Origin of the sequence: Inquilinus sp. CA228 (genome assembly GCF_052078665.1) — a bacterium.
In the GTDB taxonomy this organism is placed as follows: Bacteria; Pseudomonadota; Alphaproteobacteria; order DSM-16000; family Inquilinaceae; genus Inquilinus.
On the sequence record NZ_JBQJIK010000058.1, the window covers coordinates 16,260 to 33,091 of the forward strand.

The window sequence follows — 16,832 nt, forward strand, 5'->3', positions numbered from 1 at the left end:
AACACATTGTACACTTGTATTAATCTGCGATCTTGTTCATGCTACGTTCTATGAACAAGGCGCAGACCGATTCGGTTTCGGAAGCCCCGGCCGCTCCGGCGGAAGCGGGGGCGGCGGATCTGCGCGTGCTGGCGGAGCTGGTCGAGATCCAGATGTCGATCGCCCGGGCGACGCAGCAGGAGGCGTTGCAAGCACCGCAGCCCGGCGTTGACTATTGCCAGCGGATCGCCACCGTCGCGCGCTCGGTGCGGCTGACCCTGCTGCTCAAGGACAAGCTGTCGCAGCAGGTCGACGAGCGTCGCAAGGCCGCGGCGAAGCGGGAGGCGGCGCAGGAGGACTTTCACGATCTGCGGGTGAAGCTGGCGATGCTGGCGGCGGCCTACGAGGCGTCCGAGGACAATGAGGAGATCAACCGCCGCGTCACCGAGGTGCGCGAGCAGCTGGAGCGGCCGGAGGTGCTGGAGCTGATCGAGGCCAGCCGGGCCCCGGTCGCGGTGGCGGCGTTGTGCCGGCGCTGGGGCTTCCCGGTGCAAGTGGAGCGCTGGCTGGAGATGGCCGACGTGGCCATGGAGGAGCTGGGCTTCCTGCCGTCGGAGGACGGCGAGGACGATCCTGAGGATGCGCCCGCACCCCGCTCGGCCGGTGTCGACCGCCGCAAGCCCAAGCCGCCGGACACGGGGTAAGCCGCTCGCGCACTCGCCGTCTTCACAACCTTTCAGCATCGATGAGCGCAGCCTTCCACACTCCCCCTCCCCTTGCGGGAGGGGGTTGGGGGAGGGGTCTGCGCGCGTCCGCGCGCGAATGCGCGGAGGACAGGCCTCGCCGTCATGGCGGAAGCGTCAGAGCTCAGGCCGGCCTTGATGGTGAAAACCCCCTCCCCCTAACCTCCTCCCGCGAGGGGAGGGGGAGAGTAGAAGGGATGGATTGGCTCGAACGGCGGTATTCTGAAAAGGCCTCGCCCTGCGCGAGAGGCCGGAGGCGCTTGCGCCTCTGGGTGAGGGGAGGACGCCGGGACTCGACCTCACTTCATTCCGCTCTAAGCCGCCTCGACCCGGTGGATCAGGTTCATGATCCCCTCGCTCATCGCCCGGTAGTCGCGGGTGTTGGTGATCTCGCCCTCGATCCGGTAGGCGTTCATCACCACGATGCGGTCGGCCAGGGTGATCATCTCCGGCATGTCGCTGGTGATCAGCAGGATCGCCGTGCCGGTCTCCGACAGCTCGCGCAGCAGCTCGTGCAGCTCGGCCTTGGTCTTGATGTCGATACCGACCGACGGCTCGTCGACGATCAGCACCTTGACCCCGGCGGCCAGCCATTTGGCGACGCTGATCTTCTGCTGGTTGCCGCCGGACAGGTTGCCGACCAACTGGTTCAGCGACGGGGTGCGCACCGCCAGCCGCCTGATGAAGGGCTCGGTCTTGGCCCGCACCATGCCGTCGGTCAGGAAGCCGAAGCGGCCCGCCAGGCGGCGCCAGACCGTGATGCCGGCATTCTCCAGCACCGTGTGCATCAGCACGAGGCCCTCCTGCTTCCGGTCCTCGCTGACATAGCCGATGCCGACGCGGTGGATGGCGTCGGCGACGTCGCGGATCCTGGCCGGCTTGCCCTCGACCTCGACCGTGCCGGCGGTGACCGGGAACTGGCCGAGGATGCATTTCGCCAGCTCGGTCCGCCCGGCCCCGACCAGCCCGTACAGGCCGACGATCTCGCCGCGGCGCAAGGTCAGGTCGACGCCGCGATGGCCGAGGCTGGTCGACACACCCTGCAGCCGCAGCGCCGCTGGGGCCTGGGAGTGGTCGCGCGCCGGCCAGTCGGCGATCAGCTCGGCCCGGCCGATCATCAGCCGCACCAGGTCCTGGCGGCCAAGCCCCTGCATCGACCGGCTCTCGCAGGCGTTGCGGCCGTCGCGCAGCACTGTCACCCGGTCGCAGATCGCCTGCACCTCCTCCAGCTTGTGGCTGACGAAGAGCATGCTGACGCCCTCGTCGCGCAGCCGGCGCAGCAGGCCGAACAGGATGTCGGTCTCGTGCGGGGTCAGGGCCGCGGTCGGCTCGTCCAGCAGCAGCACGCGCGACTTCAGCGACAGCGCCTTGGCGATCTCGACCAGCTGCATCTTGGCGACGCTGAGCCGCGAGACCGGGATGCGCGGGTCGATGTCGAGGTCCAGCACCTTGAGCCACTGGCGGGCGTCGGCGTTCACCTTGGCATAGTCGACCCGGCGCAGCGGATGGGCCGCCAGCTGCTCCAGCGCGATGTTCTCGCCGACCGAGAAGCGCGGGATCAGGTTGCGCTCCTGATGCACCACGCCGATCCGGTGGGCGGTGGCGTCGCGCGGGCCGCCGAATTCCACCGGCTTGCCGTCCAGCAGCAGCTGACCCTCATCCGGCCGGTGCACGCCGGTGATGATCTTGATCAGCGTCGACTTGCCGGCGCCGTTCTCGCCCAGCAGGGCGTGGATCGATCCCGGCTCCAGGGTCAGGGAGACGCCCTGCAGCGCCTTCACGCCGGGGAAGAACTTGGCTACGCCGAGCGCTTCGAACACCGCCATGGTCACGCCCCCGCCGCCACGGCCTTGCGCAGCCGCAGCTCGCGCAGGCGGTTGATGCCGACCGCCCACAGGATCAGGACGCCGAGCACGACCTGGACCAGGAAGGGGTCGATGTTGAACAGCACCAGGGCCTGGGTGATGATCGCGACGATGACGACGCCCAGCAGCGTCGCCGACACGCTGACATGGCCGCCGGACAGCACCGCCCCGCCGATCACCGGCGCGGCGAAGGACAGGATCAGCCAGTCGTCGCCGATCGTCGGCTGGCCGATCTGCAGCCGCGCCACCAGCATGATGCCGGCCAGGGCGGCGAGCAGGCCGGAGATGGCATGGGCGGCCACGACGGTGAAGCCGACCGAGATGCCCGACAGCTCCGCCGCGTGCGAATTGCCGCCGACCGCCAGGATGAAGCGGCCCAGCGCCTGGCGGTTCAGCAGGAACCACAGCCCCACGGCCACCAGCGCCGTCGGCAGCACCAGCCAGGGCAGCGGGTCGATGAAGGTGGTGTTGCCGAAGGCCTTCACCGCATCCGGGATGCCGTAGAAGGGCTGGGCCTGGGTGATGCCGAGGTTGATGCCCTTGAACATTGACAGGCTGGCCAGGGTGATGACGAAGGCGCTGATCCCGGTCCAGGCGATGAAGGCGCCGTTCACCATCCCGGCGGCCACGCCGATCAGCAGCGCCAGCACGGCGGCCACGGGGGCGGGCAGGCCCCAGACCTGCATCATCCCGGCGAAGCTGATCGCCGCCAGTCCGCCGATGGCGCCGACCGACAGGTTCATCTGCCCGACCGCGATGATGATCATCTGCGAGAACGCGATCAGCGCGTTGACCGAGATCGCCAGCAGCAGCACCTGGATGTTCAGCGGCGACAGGAAGGACGGGTTGAAGGCGCCGACGATGACGATCGCCAGCACCGTGACCAGCAACGGGCCGAACCAGTCGGTCCGGGCATAGCGGGAGATCATCACACCATCCTCCGGCGCGCCAGGAACGAGCGACGCGCCATGTCCATCAGCACGGCCAGAAGCAGCAGCAGGCCCAGGAAGGCCTGGACCCAGAATTCGCCGATCTGCAGCAGCAGCAGGCCGCTGGTCAGCAGCGTCACCAGGAAGGCGCCGAGGAACGTGCCGACCACCGACACCCGGCCGCCGGACAGCAGCGTCCCGCCCAGCACCGGGCCGAGGAAGGCGGGCAGCAGCCAATCCTGCCCCAGCTGCCCGGCCATGGAGGGCAGGGCGGCGCCGTTGCGCGCCACCAGCATCAGCGCGGCGATGCCGGCCAGCAGGCCCGACAGCATGTGGCAATAGATGAAGACGCGGTCGACGCGGACGCCGGACAGGGAAGCGGCCTCCGGCCTCGCGCCGGCGGCCAGCATCTCGCGGCCGGCCACGGTGTAGCGGTACAGCACCACCAGCAGTGTGGCGACGGCGACGGCCACCAGCAGCAGCGGCGACAGCGTGCCGTCCAGGATGCGCAGCCGGCCGAAGCTGGAGAACACCGACGGCAGCTCGCGATAGGACTCGCCCCGGGTCAGGAAGATCATCAGCCCGAAGAAGATGCTCATGCTGGCCAGGGTGATGATGAAGCTGTGCAGGCCGGAACGGACGACGGTCCAGCCGTTGACGAAGCCCAGCGCCGCGCCCATCGCCAGCCCGCCGAGAATGGCCAGCGGCCAGGGCAGGCCGGCATCCTGGATCAGCCAGCCGCAGGCCATGGCGGCGCAGGCGCCGATGGCGCCGACCGCCAGGTTCAGCCCGCCGGTGACGATCACCACCATCATCGACAGGCCGATCATGACATTGATCGCGGCGGTGCGGCCCAGCGCGAACAGGTTGAACGGCGACAGGAAGCCGGGGGTCAGGAGGCCGAAGGCGGTGACGAACACCGCGATCAGCACGATCAGGCCGAACTCGTTGGTCAGCCAGAAGCGCGGCCGGCCGGACGCCCCGCGCGGCGTCGCCTGCGGAGACCCGATCTGGGACGGGGCGCTGTCTTCGGCATGCATCGGTCGGACTCTGGGAAACGGTCTGCGGAGTCCGGCCGGGCCGCAAGGGCCCGGCCGGGTGAAGCCGCTAGGAGGCGCAGTTCAGATAGGTCTTCTCGAAGCCGGCCAGCAGGGACTTCGTGATGTCCTGCATCGCCGCGACGTAGCCATCCACCTTGTCGGCGCCGACGAAGACGGTGCCGGAATCGACGAAGTGGCTGGTCAGCGCGTTGGTCTTCCACGGCGCGTCGGCCTTGAGCGTACAGCCGTTGCGCAGCCGGTCGACGACGTAGGAGCCGATATAGGCCTGGCCGTACGGGTTCTGCAGCATGGTGCCGTGCAGGAAGCCGTCCTTGATCGCCTTCAGCACCACCTCGTCATGGTCGATAGCGACCATCTGGATGCGCTTGTCGCCGATCCGGCGCAGCGCGTTGGCGGCGACCACCGACGGCACCCAGGCGGTGCTGACGATGCCGTCGACATCGGCGGCATGGGCGGCGAGGTAGGCGTTGATCTTCTCTTCCGCCGGCTCCGGCGCGTCGATGTCGGCGATCACCTGCACGACCTGCGCGCCGTCCTCCTTCGCCGCCTTCTCCACCGCGTCGATGCGCAGCTGGGTGTTGGGGTCGACCAGGAAGCCGGTGACATGCAGGATCCGCTTCTTGCCGGCCATCGCCTTCAGCAGTTCCTTGGTGCCGAGATAGGCGGAGTTGCCGACATCGGTGCCGAGGCAGAACTGCGCTTCGGACGGGTCCTTCAGGCAGCCGGCGGTGGCGATCACCGGGGCGCCGCTATCCGCCAGCTCGGCCACGGTGCTGACGCTGCCGACCGGGTCGCCGGGGAAGACGAGGAAGGCGTTGTAGCCCTGGGTCACCAGGCTTTCGAGCAGCTGGTTCTGGGTGCTCAGCTCCCACTTCTGCGGCACCTTGTAGTCCGCGGCGGCGAGCTTGAAGTCGCGGGCGGCGTCCTTGCCTGCCTGCTCCCAGGCCGAGAAATACGGGTGCGGGCCGCCGGGCACCAGGGCGACGCGGGTATCGTCGGCGGCGGCCGCTCCGGCCCCCGCCAGCAGCGCCAGGCCGGCCAGAACCACACTCCGGACATGTCGGGACATTTTCCGAGATCCTCCCCAGGGTTTCTTGAGGCCGCCAAGGCATCGGCGCACTTGAACGGCGCGGTGAAACGCTAGTATCCAAGTGTGCAAGGCGCAATCGAATTGTGGCTCTTTCGACCAATCAGGTCGGACAAATGGCCGAAGGCTGCGCTGTTCGGGGAGGGAGAGATGCCGATCGCCGCACCAACCGAAGCGCCGCCGATCGCCGCCGCCGAGCCGGACGAGGAGACCGGCGGGCTGCAGGCGATTCGCCTTCGCCTCGACCGCCGCCTGCCGGTCGCCGACCAGGTGCATGAGGCGCTGCGGGCCGCCATCGTCGGCGTCCATCTGCTGCCCGGCACCCCGATCAGCGAGAACAGCATCAGCCGGCAGTTCGGCGTGTCGCGCACGCCGATCCGGGCCGCGATCCAGCGGCTGGCGGAGGAGGGGCTGATCGACGTCTATCCGCAGCAGGGCAGCTTCGTCGCCCCGATCCGGCTCAGCGGCATCGGCGACGCGCATTTCGTGCGCCGGGCGCTGGAGGTGGCGGTGCTGCGCGAGACGGCGAAGATCTGGACCCCGGCGATGAGCGCCGCGGCCCGGGCGGTGCCGGCGAAGCAGCGGCTGCTGCTCGAGGCCGGGGACTCGGACGGCTTCCACGCCGCGGATGCGGAGTTCCACCACCTGCTGATGAGCTTCGCCAACCGCGAGGGGGTGTGGACCACGATCCAGACCGCCTGGACCCGGCTGGCCCGCTTCATGCGGCTGTTCGGCAGCCCGGACCGGCTGCCCCTGGTGGTCGAGGAGCACACCGCGATCATCGACGCGCTGGACGAAGGCGACGCGGCGGAGGCCGAGGCCCGGCTGGTCTACCACGTCGACCGCGCCTTCGTGCTGCTCGACCAGCTGCCCGAGCGCTACCGCCGCTACGTGGTCGACTGAGGTAGCCGTCATCAGCCGGTGTGCCGGTTGCGGTGGACGATGACGCGGTCCAGCGCCGCCCAGTCCCACTCGATGCCCAGCCCCGGCTTCTCCGACGGGATCGCCCGGCCGTTCTCGACCCGCATCTGCTCGGTGGTCACCAGGTCCAGCTGCGGGATGAACTCCAGCCATCGGCTGTTCGGCACGGCGCAGCACAGCGGCAGGTGCAGCTCCATCAGGAAATGCGGACAGACCGGCACGTTGAAGGCCTCGGCCATGTGCGCGACCTTCAGCCATGGGGTGATGCCGCCGATCCGGCCGACATCGACCTGGACGATCGAGCAGGCGTCGCTCTGCAGGTAGTCCTTGAACTGCGAGATGCTGTACATGGATTCGCCGACCGCGATCGGCACGCTGGTCGATGCGACCAAGCGCTGATGGGCGCGGACGTCGTCGGCGTGGATCGGCTCCTCGAACCAGGCGATGCCGACCTCCTGGAAGCTGCGCACCCGGCGCACCGCCTCGTCCAGGGTGAAGCCCTGGTTGGCGTCGGTCATGATCTCCCATTCCGGGCCGACCGCCTCGCGCACCGCCGACAGCCGGCGCATGTCCTCGGCCACATGCCGTCGGCCGACCTTCACCTTGGTGCCGCCGAAGCCGGCCGCCTTGGCCTGCAGCGCTTCGTCGACCAACGCCGCCTGGTCCAGGTGCAGCCAGCCGCCCTCGGTGTAGTACAGCTCGATGCTGTCCTTGGCGCCGCCGGCCAGCCGGTGCAGCGGGATGCCGGTGCGGCGGCTGCGCAGGTCCCACAGCGCCGTGTCGATGGCGGCCAGCGCGATCGAGGTCAGGGCGCCGACCGTGGTGGCATGGACGCGGTAGAACAGGTCGCGCCAGATCCGCTCGATGTCGTCCGCCTCGCGGCCGAGCAGCAGCGGCGCCAGATGGTCGTCCAGCAGCCTGGCGACGGAGGATCCGCCGGTGCCGATGGTGTAGCTGTAGCCGGTGCCGACGGCGCCGTCCGCGTCGATGATGCGGACCATCGGCGTCTCCTGCAGCTCGAAGGCCTGCACCGCGTCGGTGCGCTTGACCTTGGGCTTCAGGTCGGCCTGCAGGATCTCGACGGAAACGATCTTGGCCACGGGGGATGTCCTTTGCGGTGAAGGGATGGGCCGGGTCAGGCCGGTTCGTCGGCCGTCCAGCCGTCGTAGCGGTGCCAGGAGGCGCGCAGGTGCCGCTCCAGAGCCCCGGCCGCCCCGTCCTCTTCGCCCGCTTCGATGGCGGCCAGGATGGCCTGGTGCTCGACGATCACCGGGGCGATGTCCTGCGGCACCTTGGCGAACAGCCGGGCGTGATGCAGATGTGGGTGCAGGTCGCGCACGCTGCGGGCCAGGATCTCGTTGCCGGCGCCGTCCAGCATGGCCTCGTGGAAGGCCTGGTCGGCCTGGCTGGTGGTGATGTAGTCGCGCGCCTTGCGGCCCAGCCGGCCGCTCTCCATCGCCGCCAGGCTCTCGCGCATCCGTCCGATCGCCGCGTCCGGCCGGCGCCGCGCCATCTGCCGGGCGGCCCAGCCCTCGGCCAGTACGCGATAGGCCAGCAGTTGCTCGAACCAGTCGCGCGGCGGCACCGGCGCCACCGAGAAGCCGGCGAAGGAGGAGGTTGCGACCAGCCCGTCGGCGGCGAGGCGCATCAAGGCTTCGCGGATCGGCGACGAGCTGACCTCCAGCTCGCGCGACAGGGCATCGATGTTCAGCCGCGCGCCTGGCTCATAGACCCGGTCGAGGATGCGCTCCTGCAGCACCCGCACGACCTGGTCGGCCAGGACGACGCGGGAGATGGCGGCTTTCTGCGGCACGACGATCCTCCCGGACCCGGCCCTGATAGCGGCCGGGCCGGGGTGGAGTCAATCATGCATCGTGGATCGTGCATGATTCAGCTTCGCGCGCGGGCCTTCGAGGCCGATGGGACGACACAGCCGCACGAGGGGCACGCAACGCGATCCACAGCGTGCCCGACAGCGTCCGGTGATGGGCACGCTGGAGCCGGACCGCGTCAGAACATGTTGTTCTCTTTCAGATACTCCGTGGCGACCGCCTCGATCGTCTTCTTCTGCACGTCGACCTCGCCGTTCAGGCGCTGCATCGTCGCGTCGTCCAGCCGGGTGGCCAGGGTCTCGAGCAGGGGCTTGAGGTCGGGATGGGCGTCGAGCACGTCCTGCCGCACCACCGGCACCAGCGCGTAGTTCGGGAAGAAGCCCTTGTCGTCCTTGAGCAGGGTCAGGTCCATCGCGGCGATGCGGCCGTCGGTCGCCGCCACCACCGAGACGTCGACATCGCCATTGGCGAGGGCCGGGAACACCAAGCCGATCTCCATCGGCCGGACATTGGCGCGGCCGGCCTTGAAGTCGTAGGCCTTCTGCAGGCCCAGGAGCCCGTCCTCGCGCTTCGGGAACTCGGCCGTGGTCGCCATCACCGGGTCCTTGCCGTCCTTGTAGGCGGCGGCGAGGTCGGACAGCGTCGCCATCCCGTCGGTCTTCGGGTTGCCCTTGCGGACGGCCAGGGCATAGGTGTTGTTCGCCTTGGACGGGGCCAGCCACACCAGCCCCTTCGCGCCGTCCAGCGCCTTCACCTTGGCGTAGGTCTCGTCCGGCGTCAGCTTGTCGGTGACCTTGTTGAAGGTGACCAGCGAGGTGCCGGTGTATTCCCAGTACAGGCTGACCTCGCCGCTTTCGAGGGCGGCGCGGACGATGTTGGTGCCCATCCCGTCCTTCTTCTCGATCGTGTAGCCCTTGCTTTCCAGCAGTTGCCTGGTCATCTCGGCCAGCAGGAACTGCTCGGTGAAGTCCTTGCCGCCGACGGTCAGCTCGGCCGCGCCGGTGGCGCCGCCACAGGCCAGCAGCGCGATCGCCGACAGGATCGCCCGCTTCAACGTCGTCTTGATCATCGACTTGCTCCCTGTTTGCTTGTGTCCCTTGTCACCGCAGCGGGTTGATCCCGCGCGGCACGAGATGGATCTGCAGCCGGCCGACCACGAAGTCGGTCAGGACGGCCAGCAGCGCCGTCGGGATGGCGCCGGCCAGCATCATCGGCAGGTCGTTCAGGGCGATGCCGGTGAAGATCAGCTCGCCCAGGCCGCCGGCGCCGATCAGGAAGGCCAGCGGCGCGGTGCCGACGCAAATCGACAGGGCGGTCCGGACGCCGCCGAAGATGATGAACAGCGCGTTCGGCAGCTCGACCCGCCAGAACACCTGGCCGGCGGTCATGCCCATGCCCCGCGCCGCCTCGATCAGCGGCGTCGGCACGTTACGCAGCCCGGCATAGGTGTTGCGGACGATCGGCAGCAGCGTCGCCGCCCACAGGCCGAACACCGACGGCACCGTGCCGATGCCGAGCACCGTCATGCTCAGCGCCAGCACTGCCAGCGTCGGGATCGTGGTGCCGAGGTTGAAGACCTGCAGGATCAGCTCGGCCGAGCGGCGGAAGGCCGGCCGCGACAGCATGGCGCCGGCCGGCACGCCGGTCAGGATGGCCAGCCCGCCGGCCCAGGCCACCAACTCGATATGCTGGATGCCGAGGAAGACGATGTCCTCCTCATAGGACAGGATCTCGGCCGGCATGTCGCTCGCCAGCCACCACAGCACCGCCGCCGCGGCCAGCAGCAGCCACAGCAGCGCCGCGATGCCCGGCACCGGCAGCGGCCGCCCGGTCGACGGCGGTCCCACACGCCCGGTCCAGGCTTTGATATCGCTCATGCCGATGCCCGCCGCGCCGACAGGCCGCGGATGATGCCGGCATAGGTCAGGGCGCCCTGGATCCGGCCCTCGGCGTCGACGCAGGGCAGCAGCGGCATGTCATGCGCGAACATCAGCGTCACGGCGCTGCGCAGGTCGGCAGTCAGGGGGATGGTGGCGCGGATCGGCTCGGCGCAGTCGCCGCAGGTGCCGCCGCGGACGGCGCCGGCCCGGCTGCCCGAGACCATGGCGCCGGGCTGGCCGTCCGCATCCAGCACCAGCACGGCCGGGCAGCCGCTGGCCTGCATCAGCTCGCGCGCCCGGCCGACCGGGTCGTCGTGCCGGACGATGCCGGGCCGGCCCAGGGGCACGTCGGCGATGCGCACCAGCCGCAGCCGCTTCAGCGTGCGGTCGGTGCCGAGGAAGGTCTCGATGAACGGGGTGGCGGGGTTGGCCAGCAACTGCTCCGGCGTCGCGAACTGCTCCAGCCGCCCGGCGCGGAAGATGGCGACCCGGTCGGCCATCTTCACCGCCTCGTCCAGGTCGTGCGAGACGAAGATCACGGTCTTCCGCAGCGCCGCCTGCATGCGCAGGAACTCGTCCTGGATCGCCTCGCGGTTGATCGGGTCGATGGCGCCGAAGGGCTCGTCCATCAGCAGCACCGGTGGGTCCGCCGCCAGGGCGCGGATCACGCCGACGCGCTGCTGCTGCCCGCCCGACAGCTCCTTCGGGTAGCGGTCCATGAACACCGCCGGCTCCATCGCCACCAGCTCCAGCAGCTCGGCGGCGCGGGCGCGGGACTTCTTGCGGTCCCAGCCCAGCAGGTCGGGCACGACGCAGATGTTCTCGGCCACGGTCTTGTTTGGGAACAGCCCGATCTGCTGGATGACGTAGCCGATAGACCGGCGCAGCCGGATCGGGTCGACCGTCCGGGTGTCGCGGCCGTCGATGAACACGGTGCCGCCGGTCGGCTCGATCAGGCGGTTGATCATCCGCATGGTCGTGGTCTTGCCGCAGCCCGACGGGCCGAGCAGGACGCAGATCTCGCCGGCCGGCAGCTCGAAGCTGACCTCGTCGACCGCCACCACCGGGCCGGAAGGGGTGTCGAAGACCTTGGTCAGGCGGTCCAGCCGGATCATGCCACGGCCCCCCGGGCCAGCCCCTTCGAGGTCAGCCGCCGCTGCACCAGCGCCAGCAGCAGGTCGACCGCGATCGCCAGCAGCGACACCGCGACCGCGCCGGTGATCAGCTGCCGCGGGTCCGACTGGCTGATGCCGCGCGCGATGAAGGTGCCGAGGCCGCCGGCGCCGATATAGGCGGCGATTGCCGTCACCCCGATGTTCATCACCGCGGCGGTGCGGATGCCGGCCATGATCACCGGGATCGCCAGCGGGATCTCGACCTGGCGCAGCCGCTGCGCCGCGCTCATGCCCATGCCGATGCCGGCCTCGCGCAGCGCCGGGTCGACATCGACGATGGCGGTGTAGGTGTTGCGGATGATCGGCAGCTGCGAATAGAGGATGATCGCAATCACGGCCGGGACGGTGCCGATGCCGTGGCCGATCGGCGACAAGAGCGGGATCATCAGCCCGAACAGCGCCACCGACGGCACGGTGATCATCATCGAGGCGAGGTAGAGGACCACATCCGCGGCCCGCCTCGACTGGGTGATGGCGATGCCGATCGGGACGGCGGTGACGATCGCGATCGAGACCGCGACGGCGACGATCGACACGTGCTCCAGCGCCCGCGCCGCGATCACGTCCAGGTTGTCGTAGGCAAAGGTGAGCGTCTCCATCAGGCCGCGTTCCCGTGATTGCCCCGCCGTCAAAGGTCGAGATAGAGCCTCGCCGCGTTGTCATAGGTGAAGCGCAGCGGCGCCGATCCCTGCACCCGCCACGCCTCGACCGTCCCGCCGGCCATCAGCCGGCAGGCGCCTTCGGTGTCGACCACCGCGCCGCCATAGAGGCGATTGGCGAGGTTGAGGATCGCGGTCTGGTGCATCGCCGTGCTGCCGCTGCCGCAGGAATCCTTGACCAGGACGACGCGGAGGCCGCGCCCGACCGCATCCCGCACCGTCTCGGCGATGCAGGCTTCGGTCCACACCCCGGCCACGAACAGCCATTCGGTGCCCAGCGCCGCCAGCCGGTCGGCCAGCCCGCCCCCGGTGAAGGCGCTGGCGTCCGACTTCACCAGCACGGGCTCGCGGTCGGTCGGGCCGACCTCGGCGCAGATCTCCGACATCGGGTCGTTGGCGTCGCTGAAGGCCGAGGTGCCGTCCGCCATCACCGGGTGAAACGGTTTCGCCCGCTGCGCCGCCTGGTCGACGACATAGGCGGAGTGCAGCACCGGGACGCCGGCCGCCCGCGCCGCCCGCTGCAGCCGCTGGACGTTGCCGATCACCGCGTCGAAGCCTTCGACCAGGTAGCGGCGGTCCTTCCGGTGCTCCTCCTGCAGGTCGACGAACAGCGCCGCCACCTTGCCCGGCTCGATGGTCAGGGCCGTCCGCATCACACCTCCCCGTCCAGGAATTCGTCCTCATAGGGGAAGCGCGACAGCAGCTCGGTGCCGGTCTCGGTGATCAGGATCTCGTCCTCCAGCTTCACGCCCTCGCGGCCGCCCTTCTCGCCGACATAGCTCTCGACGCTGACCACCATGCCGGGCACCAGATGTCCCTCCCGGCCATAGGTCTCATAGTCCATGGCATGGGCGATGAACGGCGTCTCGCCATGCATGCCGACGCCGTGCATGACCGAGGTGTAGCGCTGCTCGACGAAGCGGTCGGGGATCTTCCAGGCCTTCTCCGCCACCTCGCGGAACGCCATGCCCGGCTTGACGATGCCGATATTGTGCCGGATCTGGTCGTGCGCCATCCGGTACAGCATCTTCTGGTAATCGCTCGGCCGGCCCGGGCCGCAGCGGAAGGTGCGCGAGAAGTCGGAGTAGTAGCCATAGCAGCCGATCGTGTCGGTATCGAGCGCCACCAGCTCGCCCGGCCTGACCTTGCGGCCGCCGGCCTCGCTGAACCAGGGGTTGGTGCGCTGGCCGGAGGTCAGCAGCCGGGTCTCGATGAACTCGCCGCCCTGCCGGATCACCTCGTGATACATGATGGCGAACAGCTCGTTCTCCGAGATGCCGGGCTTGATCGCCTCGCGCACCGCGGCGACCGCCGCCTCCGCCCCGGCCATCGACGCCTGCAGGCATTTGATCTCCTCCAGCGTCTTCACCGCGCGCACGGCCAGGATCTCGCCCTGGCAGTCGGTGACGGTGCAGCCGCGCTTCTCCAGCGCCAGCGCGTGCAGGTGGTTGCAGCGGTCGAGGCCGATCTTCATCGACCCGCCGCCATGGGCCCGCAGCAGCTCGGCGATCTCGTCGGCGAAGGCGCCGGCGCTCTCGCCGTCGCGGTTCGACACCGAGGACCAGACCAGCTTGGACGGCCGCGCCTCGTCCACCGTGTCGAGCACGGTCGAGACGTGATAGCTCTGCGGGTATTCGAACAGGACGATCGGCCCTGCGGCGGGCACGAAGAAGTAGCGGGTCGAGTTGCGCAGGAAGTAGCCGAACATGTTGCGCGACCCGGTGGCGTAGCGCTGGTTGTACGGGTCGAACAGCACCACCGCGCCGTAGCCGGCCTCGGCCATCCAGCGGCGCAGCCGGGCCAGCCGGCCCTGGCGCAGCGCATGGACGTCGACATAGGACGGCTCGGTGTCCGACAGCCACATGCCGACGGCGGCGTCCGCGGTGGCCGGGTGGCGCATCCGCTCGGCGAAATCGACGTCCTCGACGCTGTCGGGGTTGAACACCACGATGCTCATTCGCGTCTCCCTGTTGGACCCAGGATGCGACGCCCGGCAGGTACAGTTCGTGCGAGAATCCGCAAAGAGTGTGTGGATTTCCGCAAATGGCGATGACGACGTGGGGCTGCCTAAGGCCTGCGTGCGGCGCGGGGCGAGACGCCCTCCTGCTCCCGGAACGCCCGGGCGAAGCTCGACATGTCGGAAAAGCCGCAGGCCAGGGCGACGTTGCGCACCGGCAGGGTGGAATGGGCCAGCAGGTCCGCTGCCCGCCGCAGCCGCAGCCGGCGGTAATAGGCGCCGGGGGAGGTGCCGGCCGCCGCGCGGAAGGCGCGCTCCAACCGGTCGGCGGAGATGCCGAGGCGGCCGGCCAGCCCGGTCATCCGCAGCCGGTCCTCCACCGCCTCCTCCATGATCGCGATCGCCGACAGCACCAGCTCGTCCCGGATGCCGGTGCGCAGCCGCAGCGGCATCAGCTTGCGGTCGACGCTGGAGCGCAGCGGGCTGTGCACGAACCATTCGGCGACGCCGGCCGCCAGCTCGGCCCCGCAATCCGTGCCGATGATGTCCAGCATCATGTCCAGGCTGCCGACGCCGCCGGCCGAGGTAAAGCGCTTGCGGTCGATGACGTAGAGGTCGCGGCGCAGCTCGATCTCGGGGAAGGCCTCGGTGAAGGCGGGCTGGCTGGTCCAGTGCAGGGTGCAGGCATGGCCGTCCAGCAGCCCGGCCCGGGCCAGGAAGAAGGCGGCGTCGGCGACCGCGCCGATCCAGGCCCCGGCCCGCCGGTTGCGGCGGATCCAGGCGACCGCGTGCTCGGCCACCACATGATCGGCATCGCCGCCGGAGCACACCACGATGCGGTCGACCAGCGGCGCCTCGCGCGCCCCCTGCACCGGCTCGATGGCGAAGCCGTTCGACGCCCGGACCTTGCCGCCGGACAGGCCGACGGCGATCCAGCGGTAGCACTCGCGCCGGGCCAGGATGTTGGCGGCGCGCAGCGGCTCGATCACCGAGCTGAAGGCCATGGTCGGGAAGCCGGGGAAGACCAGGACGGCGAAGGTGATCGGCGTCCCCTGCTGTGCGCGCCCGCGCGGCGCCGGTGGCTGAATCACGTTGCGTCCCCGGCGCTGGTCGTTGCATCCCTGTCGGACAGTGTTCCGCCCGGCGACGGCGCGGTCAACGTCCCCAGTCCGGATGGCGTCGCATGAGCGTGTCATGGGCCACATCGAGTCCCGCGGAGCTGCGGGCGCACCACGCCCGGGATGCCGAAGAGCGGGCAGGGCCGCTGCCTGAGGATGTTCGCGAGACGGCGGTGGCGGAGGCGGGCGCCTTCCGCGGCGGCCTGCTGTTTACGCCGCCGGATCCCGCGCCGGATGCCGCGATCCTGTATTTCCACGGCGGCGGCTTCGTCGCCGGAAGCCCGGCGAGCCATCGCTGCGTCACCGGCTGGCTGGCGCAGCTGACCGGGATGCGGGTGCTGTCGGCGCGCTACCGCCTGGCCCCGGAGCACCCGTTCCCGGCTCAGCGCGACGACGCCGTCGCCGCCTGCGCGGCCCTCGCCGGAATGGGTACGGACAGGCTCATCCTGGCCGGCGACAGCGCCGGGGCCTGCGTCGCGCTGTGGGGGCTGCGGGGGCTCGATCCGGCAATGCAGGCCCAGATCGCCGGGCTGGCCCTGCTGTATGGCGGGTTCGGCGGCATCGCGGGCGGCAGCATCGCCCGCCATGGCACGGCGGAGAACGGGCTGGATGCGGCGACGCTGTCGATCATGTACCGCCGTCTCGGCCCGGCGGCGCCGGACGCCTGGCCCCTGGACTTCGCCGGCGAGGTCGCCGTGCCGGCCTATGCCCTGGCGGCGGAACTGGACGCGGTGTTCGACGATTCCGCCCTGCTGTTCCAGCGCCTCGGCTCCCGCGCGGACAGCCGCTTCGTCGTGGCCGCCGGCCAGGACCACGGCTTCCTCAAAGGCGCCGGCCGCGATCCCGTCGCGCTGCGCGAGCTGCAGGCTCTCGCCGGCTGGCTGAAGCAGCGCGTCGGCGCCGTTTGACGCCGGATTCGGCGGCGACGCCTTTCCCGGCTCTGCCGGCCTGCCCATCTTCTGAAGAACCGGCGCCCGCCGGAGGAGGAAGATCATGATGCAGCCGACGCGCCGGACCGTCCTTGCGACCTTTCTGTCTGCCTCCGCCCTGCCGTTCCTGGCCGGCAGCCCGGCCGGGGCGGAAACGCCGCCGGCGCGGCTGCTGCCGACGCCGGCCTGTGACGATGACGACGCCACGCCGGCGAGCTCGGAAGGGCCTTTCTTCAAGCCCGACGCCCCGTTGACGCGGGACCTGGCTGCGGACGTTCCGTCCGGCGAGAGGATCACCGTCGCCGGCTTCGTGCTGGATGCCGATTGCCGGCCCGTCCCCAACGCGCTGGTGCAGATCTGGCACGCCGATGCGGCCGGCCGCTACGACAACGCCGGATTCCGGTTCCGCGGCCACCAGTTCAGCGATGACGGCGGCCGGTGGTGGTTCGCCACCATCGTGCCGGCGCTCTATCCTGGCCGCACGCGGCACTATCATTTCAAGGTGCAGCGGGCGGGCGGATCGATCCTGACCACGCAGCTGTTCTTCCCCGGCGAGCCCGGGAACCGGCGCGATGGTCTGTTCGACGAGCGCCTGCTGCTCGCCGTCACCGATGTGCAGGATGGAAGGTTCGGCCGCTTCGACTTCGTCGTGTGACGGATCAAGAAAAAGCCCGCCCCCTTGTGGGGGGCGGGCCAG

The 16,832-nt window shown here is 69.9% G+C and carries 17 protein-coding genes; 4 read left to right on the forward strand and 13 right to left on the reverse strand.

Annotation, left to right across the window (positions count from 1 at the left end; translation table 11 throughout):
- Window positions 1-38: 38 nt before the first annotated feature.
- Complete coding sequence (locus ACTOWL_RS25820; protein WP_441324156.1) at window positions 39-683, forward strand: hypothetical protein; 645 nt, start codon at window positions 39-41, stop codon at window positions 681-683.
- 353 nt (window positions 684-1,036) lie between these two features.
- On the opposite strand, the gene ACTOWL_RS25825 is transcribed toward ACTOWL_RS25820, so the two are convergent.
- The 4 genes from ACTOWL_RS25825 to ACTOWL_RS25840 form a co-directional block, all read right to left on the reverse strand.
- Window positions 1,037-2,548, reverse strand: a complete 1,512-nt coding sequence (locus ACTOWL_RS25825) for a sugar ABC transporter ATP-binding protein (RefSeq protein WP_441324157.1) — start codon at window positions 2,546-2,548, stop codon at window positions 1,037-1,039.
- 2 nt (window positions 2,549-2,550) lie between these two features.
- Window positions 2,551-3,516, reverse strand: a complete 966-nt coding sequence (locus ACTOWL_RS25830; RefSeq protein WP_441324158.1) for an ABC transporter permease — start codon at window positions 3,514-3,516, stop codon at window positions 2,551-2,553.
- Window positions 3,516-4,556 (reverse strand): ABC transporter permease, encoded by a 1,041-nt coding sequence (locus tag ACTOWL_RS25835; RefSeq protein ID WP_441324159.1) that lies wholly within the window; start codon window positions 4,554-4,556, stop codon window positions 3,516-3,518. The genes ACTOWL_RS25830 and ACTOWL_RS25835 overlap by 1 nt, the downstream gene beginning before the upstream one ends.
- Window positions 4,557-4,623: 67 nt before the next feature.
- Window positions 4,624-5,646, reverse strand: a complete 1,023-nt coding sequence (locus ACTOWL_RS25840) for a sugar ABC transporter substrate-binding protein (RefSeq protein WP_441324160.1) — start codon at window positions 5,644-5,646, stop codon at window positions 4,624-4,626.
- Window positions 5,647-5,814: 168 nt separating this feature from the next.
- Here ACTOWL_RS25840 and ACTOWL_RS25845 point away from each other — a divergent pair, with 168 nt between their 5' ends.
- On the forward strand, window positions 5,815-6,567 hold the full coding sequence (locus ACTOWL_RS25845; protein ID WP_441324161.1) for a GntR family transcriptional regulator: 753 nt from the start codon (window positions 5,815-5,817) through the stop codon (window positions 6,565-6,567).
- Window positions 6,568-6,578: 11 nt separating this feature from the next.
- On the opposite strand, the gene ACTOWL_RS25850 is transcribed toward ACTOWL_RS25845, so the two are convergent.
- From ACTOWL_RS25850 to ACTOWL_RS25890, 9 genes are all read right to left on the reverse strand, one after another.
- Window positions 6,579-7,685: a mandelate racemase/muconate lactonizing enzyme family protein gene (locus tag ACTOWL_RS25850; protein WP_441324162.1), complete on the reverse strand. Its 1,107-nt coding sequence runs from the start codon at window positions 7,683-7,685 to the stop codon at window positions 6,579-6,581.
- 35 nt (window positions 7,686-7,720) lie between these two features.
- The gene (locus ACTOWL_RS25855; RefSeq protein ID WP_441324163.1) at window positions 7,721-8,398 is read right to left on the reverse strand and encodes a GntR family transcriptional regulator; all 678 of its coding nucleotides are present in this window, start codon (window positions 8,396-8,398) and stop codon (window positions 7,721-7,723) included.
- Window positions 8,399-8,595: 197 nt separating this feature from the next.
- Entirely contained in the window at window positions 8,596-9,486 is an 891-nt protein-coding gene (locus ACTOWL_RS25860; protein WP_441324164.1) for a glycine betaine ABC transporter substrate-binding protein, read from the reverse strand.
- Window positions 9,487-9,517: 31 nt separating this feature from the next.
- Window positions 9,518-10,294 (reverse strand): ABC transporter permease, encoded by a 777-nt coding sequence (locus ACTOWL_RS25865; protein ID WP_441324165.1) that lies wholly within the window; start codon window positions 10,292-10,294, stop codon window positions 9,518-9,520.
- Window positions 10,291-11,412 (reverse strand): ABC transporter ATP-binding protein, encoded by a 1,122-nt coding sequence (locus ACTOWL_RS25870; RefSeq protein ID WP_441324166.1) that lies wholly within the window; start codon window positions 11,410-11,412, stop codon window positions 10,291-10,293. Before ACTOWL_RS25870 ends, ACTOWL_RS25865 begins: the two co-directional genes overlap by 4 nt.
- The gene (locus ACTOWL_RS25875; RefSeq protein WP_441324167.1) at window positions 11,409-12,071 is read right to left on the reverse strand and encodes an ABC transporter permease; all 663 of its coding nucleotides are present in this window, start codon (window positions 12,069-12,071) and stop codon (window positions 11,409-11,411) included. The genes ACTOWL_RS25870 and ACTOWL_RS25875 overlap by 4 nt, the downstream gene beginning before the upstream one ends.
- A gap of 29 nt (window positions 12,072-12,100) precedes the next feature.
- On the reverse strand, window positions 12,101-12,784 hold the full coding sequence (locus ACTOWL_RS25880) for an isochorismatase family protein (protein WP_441324168.1): 684 nt from the start codon (window positions 12,782-12,784) through the stop codon (window positions 12,101-12,103).
- Entirely contained in the window at window positions 12,784-14,088 is a 1,305-nt protein-coding gene (locus tag ACTOWL_RS25885) for a M24 family metallopeptidase (RefSeq protein WP_441324169.1), read from the reverse strand. The genes ACTOWL_RS25880 and ACTOWL_RS25885 overlap by 1 nt, the downstream gene beginning before the upstream one ends.
- A gap of 110 nt (window positions 14,089-14,198) precedes the next feature.
- Window positions 14,199-15,179 (reverse strand): GlxA family transcriptional regulator, encoded by a 981-nt coding sequence (locus ACTOWL_RS25890; RefSeq protein ID WP_441324170.1) that lies wholly within the window; start codon window positions 15,177-15,179, stop codon window positions 14,199-14,201.
- A 92-nt stretch (window positions 15,180-15,271) separates the two neighbouring features.
- Here ACTOWL_RS25890 and ACTOWL_RS25895 point away from each other — a divergent pair, with 92 nt between their 5' ends.
- Together ACTOWL_RS25895 and ACTOWL_RS25900 are read left to right on the forward strand one after the other, a co-directional pair.
- Complete coding sequence (locus ACTOWL_RS25895) at window positions 15,272-16,114, forward strand: alpha/beta hydrolase (RefSeq protein WP_441324171.1); 843 nt, start codon at window positions 15,272-15,274, stop codon at window positions 16,112-16,114.
- Window positions 16,115-16,199: 85 nt separating this feature from the next.
- Window positions 16,200-16,790: a dioxygenase family protein gene (locus ACTOWL_RS25900; RefSeq protein WP_441324172.1), complete on the forward strand. Its 591-nt coding sequence runs from the start codon at window positions 16,200-16,202 to the stop codon at window positions 16,788-16,790.
- Window positions 16,791-16,832 lie beyond the last annotated feature (42 nt).